This is a genomic window from Yoonia sp. (assembly GCF_965660735.1).
In the GTDB taxonomy this organism is placed as follows: domain Bacteria; phylum Pseudomonadota; class Alphaproteobacteria; order Rhodobacterales; family Rhodobacteraceae; genus Yoonia.
In genome coordinates this window covers 1-4,099 of sequence record NZ_CBFIBD010000072.1, presented here as the reverse complement: position 1 = coordinate 4,099, position 4,099 = coordinate 1, and the positions used below count along the sequence as shown (strand labels likewise).

Annotated in this window: 2 protein-coding genes; both read right to left on the bottom strand. The window is 60.6% G+C overall.

What is annotated here, in order from left to right; genetic code table 11:
* Positions 1-2,667, bottom strand: a 2,667-nt coding sequence (locus tag ACTG4B_RS15275) for a DNA translocase FtsK 4TM domain-containing protein (RefSeq protein WP_439156559.1), incomplete at its 3' end; no start/stop codon positions are given.
* 11 nt (positions 2,668-2,678) lie between these two features.
* On the bottom strand, positions 2,679-3,857 hold the full coding sequence (locus tag ACTG4B_RS15270) for an aminotransferase class I/II-fold pyridoxal phosphate-dependent enzyme (protein WP_439156560.1): 1,179 nt from the start codon (positions 3,855-3,857) through the stop codon (positions 2,679-2,681).
* Positions 3,858-4,099 lie beyond the last annotated feature (242 nt).

The window sequence follows — 4,099 nt, the reverse complement described above, 5'->3', positions numbered from 1 at the left end:
ACATTTGCGGTCCTTGATGACGATGGCGACAGCCGTGTCATAAAGCGCGTTTTCAGCGTCCGATCCGTTGTCCAGCCCCAGCACCAGGTCAATGCTGCTTTCGGCATCGTCAGACGGTCCTTCGACGACGCCCGACATATATTCTGGCGGGCCGAAGCCTTTGAGGTGGTTGACGATTTCCTCGACCTCTTCGTCGCTGACAAAGGGACCATGCACCCGCATGATCTTGGAGCCACCGGCCATGTAAAGCATGTCACCCATGCCCAAAAGCTGCTCTGCCCCCATTTCACCCAGAATGGTGCGGCTATCGATCTTCGATGTCACCTGAAACGAAATGCGGGTCGGAAAGTTCGCCTTGATCGTGCCGGTGATCACATCGACCGATGGGCGCTGTGTCGCCATGATCAGGTGAATGCCCGAAGCACGCGCCATCTGCGCAAGGCGCTGGATGCAGGCCTCGATCTCTTTGCCTGCGACCATCATCAGGTCGGCCATCTCGTCGACGATCACGACGATATAGGGCAGCAATTCAGGCTGGAATTCTTCGGTCTCAAAGATCGGATCGCCGGTTTCATCGTCAAAACCTGTTTGCACGGTGCGGCTGAACATCTCGCCCTTGTCCAGGGCGTCCTTGACCCGGCCGTTAAAGCCGTCGATGTTGCGCACCCCCATCTTGGACATCTTGCGATAGCGTTCTTCCATCTCGCCCACGACCCATTTGAGCGCGACAACCGCCTTTTTCGGGTCGGTGACGACAGGGGACAGCAGGTGCGGGATGCCGTCATAGACAGACAATTCAAGCATCTTGGGGTCGATCATGATCATCCGGCATTCCTCGGGTGTCAGCTTGTACAGCAGAGACAGGATCATGGTGTTGATCGCCACGGATTTCCCCGACCCCGTGGTCCCCGCGATCAGCAGGTGAGGCATTTTTGCAAGGTTCGCGATAATCGGTTCCCCACCGATATCCTTGCCCAACGCGAGCGGCAGTTTCTGATTGCCATCGCCGAAATCCCGGTGCGACAGGATTTCGCGCAGCACCACCTTTTCACGGTTCTCGTTCGGCAGTTCAATCCCGATCACGGACCGGCCCGGCACCGTTGATACACGAGCCGACAGTGCTGACATCGACCGAGCGATATCATCGGCAAGTCCGATCACGCGCGACGCCTTCAGGCCGGGGGCCGGTTCAAGTTCATACATCGTCACGACAGGGCCGGGGCGCACGCTGACGATTTCACCTTTGACACCGTAATCATCCAGCACGCTTTCCAGCATACGGGCGTTCTGCTCCAGCGATTCATCACTCAGGTGATGGCGCTGTATCTCAACCGGGTTGGTCAGCAAGCTGAGCGGTGGGTGTTCATAGGCGGCATATTTGTCATCAAATACCAGTGCGGGCTGTGCTTCGGCCTGTGCCTGGCGCGATGGTTGGGGCGCACGTTTGGGCGGGTGCTGCACCACGCTGCGTGTTTCCGGCACAGCGACGGAGGGGGCCACCGGACGTGTCGTCGGCGCGTCATCTTCCAGCACTGTGTCAAGATCGCTGACCACATCATCGACCGGCTCGAATACCAGCGGCTTGGGTCCGCGCCCGGCGGTCAACGATGGCTCGATACGTATCCCATCAGGGGCCGGCGGCATCTTGCGGTTCTTGATCGCATCGGCAATGCGCGCGCTGACCCGGTCTGTATCGCCCGGTTGCAAGGCGTGATCAGGGGGCGACTGCGTGACAAGCTCTGGTGTGGGCATCCGTTCCCCCCGCTTGAGCAAGCCTGACAACAAGCCACCGGCGCGTTGCTCTGGCTGGCGCACCGGCGCGCTGAGAGAGGCTGATCCGGGCGCGGGGGGCATCCGGCGGCCCTGGGTATCTGCCGGGGCCTGCGACCGGACAACGGCGGCGGCACGGGCCTTGAAATCAATCTGGGGTTCCTGCGTCGCACGCGCTGCGGCACCCTGCGCCCGCCGGGCCTGCACCGTGGCCGACAAACCTTGCGCCGCTTGCGCAGACATCGCAGCACCCCGCCCGACCAGCCGCAACACCATCGCATAAAGCATCACGGTGCCAAGCAGCAGGAACCGCGCGAAGAGACGTAATTCAGGCCGCGTAAAGCCCAGAACGAACGCCATCAGCGCCAACAATACAATCGCCGCCACCAGCGAAAACAGTTTGACCCCGACAATCGTACCCAGCGGAACAATCGTCAGGATCACCCCCAGAACGGTATCCCCGAACAGCCCGCCCAGTCCGAAATTCGCAGGCCAGTCCGCACCCGGCGTCAACGTCGCGGCATATACGGACGCCACGGCAACGGCGATCGGGGCAAAGATGATCCGGCCCAACGCGCGTTCCGCCCCGTTGTGCGTCATGAACCGCGCACCCCAAGCGATCAGCACCAAAGGCAGCACCCAAATGCCAAGGCCCACGATCATCATCAGCGGCGCCGCAACCGTTGCCCCGAAATGCCCCAGCCAGTTCTGCACCGGCGCATCGGTCGCAGAAATCCAACTGGGGTCGTCTGGCGAATAGCTGCCGACCAGTGCGGCCACAAGCAGGCCAAGCCCAACCAGCGCCAGACCAAACAATTCCTTGCTGCGTTTTTCAATCGCGGCTTGGGTGGTGCTATCCAAAAGCGGGTCGCGCCGTCGGGTCTGATACGATGCCATCTTGCTCTTCCTCAACCATACAAGCAGTCGCGGATCAGGGTCAGACCGCGCTGCACTTCTTGTGTCGGGGCCACCATGGCGACCCGAATATATCCCTTGCCGGGGTTTTCACCCGCCACGTCGCGGCTCAGGTATGCGCCGGGTAGAACCCGCACGCCGGTTTCCTGCCACAGTCTCACCGCTGCCGGTTCACCGTCATCCACCGGCAACCACAGGAAAAACCCCGCTTGCGGCGACTGATACCCGGGCACGCCACCCAGAATGTCATCGGCAACCTGATATTTGCGGTGATACAATGCACGGTTTTCCACCACGTGCGCCTCGTCTTTCCAGACAGCCGCCGCGACCATTTGCAAGGGTTCGGGCAGCGGCGCACCGGCATAGGCACGCAACTGGCGAATGCGGGCAATACTTTCCGGCCCACCGGCGCAAAACCCCGACCGCAACCCCGGCAGGTTCGACCGTTTCGACAGCGAATGAAAGATCACGACCCGCTCAGGGTGCGCGCCCATTTGCTGCGCGATCTGCAAGGCGCCGGGCGGGGGCGTGTCGCGGTAAATCTCGGAATAACATTCATCTGCGAAAATGATGAAATCGTGCTTTTCCGCCAGCGTGATCAGCGCACGCCAGTATTCTGCATCCGCAACCGCCCCCTGCGGGTTGGCCGGCGAACAGATATAGGCGATGGCCGTGCGGTCCAGAACATCAGCGGGTAAACTGTGAAAGTCCGGCAGATGCCCGGTGTCGGCGGTCGCAGGCACATAGACAGGCGCGGCCCCTACCGACAGGGCGGCGACCGCATAGACCTGATAAAACGGGTTCGGCGTCAGGATCACCGGCTGCTTGCCGCCTTTGTATTCAGGGCACAGCGCCATGGCCGCGTTATACAACCCCTCGCGCGTGCCATTCAGCGTCAGGATCCGGTCATGCGGCACATCCAGCCCGTAACGACGGTTCAGAAAACCGCCAATCGCACCCAGCAAGTCTGGCAAACCATTGTTATCAGGATATTTTGCAAAGCCTTGCAGATTGTTCTCAAGGACACCCCCCACGAAAGCGGGAAACGCATGGCGCGGTTCGCCAATCGTCATGTTGATTACGTCCGTCGCTTGCGAAGGCACGTCAAGTAACGCACGCAATCGCGGCCACGTCGCAACCGGGAGGTTCGAAAACCGCTCGGGAAAATCCATAACTGCCTCAATTAACGGGATCATTCACGCCCCGCTTTTCATGAAACTAACGCGGCAGGGTGCCTTCTGTCCAGAACAAGGCGCGAAAGGGGTGAAATTTGTGGCTTTTAGGCCAGCGCCCGTTCCGCCGCCGCACAAAGCCGCAACAATGCCGCCTCGCCTCCGTTCTGGCCGTTGAACATGACGCCGCAGGATGGCACCCCCGTAGGCAAAGTTATTGACGCCACATCAAGCAGGTTAGC